The organism is Novosphingobium malaysiense (assembly GCF_000802225.1).
GTDB classification, from domain to species: Bacteria; Pseudomonadota; Alphaproteobacteria; order Sphingomonadales; family Sphingomonadaceae; genus Novosphingobium; species Novosphingobium malaysiense.
Genome location: NZ_JTDI01000052.1, coordinates 1 through 475, shown reverse-complemented (window position 1 = coordinate 475; position 475 = coordinate 1). Strand labels below are relative to the sequence as shown.

Below are 475 nucleotides of genomic sequence, written 5' to 3'. Positions count from 1 at the left end.
CGGGTGAGTTTGAAACGGCCTGTACGAAACCGAAACCCATCGGCTTTTCGGTCTCGCGTTTCCAGAAGAACAGGCAAAGGCCGAGATCGACAAGCGGATCGCCAAGCGTTGCCATTTCCCAGTCGATCACGGCACGGACTTCGGGGACATCGCGGGCCGCCAGGCAGTTGTCGAGGTGAAAGTCGCAGTGAATGATGGCCGGGGGCTGCTCGGTGGGCAAGCTGCCCAACAGCCACGCGCCGATTTCATCAAGCAGCGGCAGGTCCCGTACTGCGCTGCGCCTGCGGGTCTCGAGCCAGCGATGGACCTGTCGTTTGGCAAAACCTTGCGGCTTTCCAAATCCTTTGGCTTGCAGGGCGGAGGGATCAACTTGGTGGACTGCGCCGAGCGTCTCCATCAGAGACAGCCCTAACCGTTTCACGCCGTCCGGGCCGTAATTGGCGGGGAGGGTATCGGTAATCGGCACACCTTCGAC

1 protein-coding gene is annotated in these 475 nt (G+C 61.1%); it reads right to left on the bottom strand.

Translation table 11 applies throughout. The annotated features are described in order from the left end of the window. Positions 1 to 421: phosphotransferase family protein (locus LK12_RS23470; RefSeq protein WP_231568479.1), on the bottom strand; the 421-nt coding region annotated here is incomplete at its 3' end. Between the last annotated feature and the right edge of the window lie 54 nt (positions 422 to 475).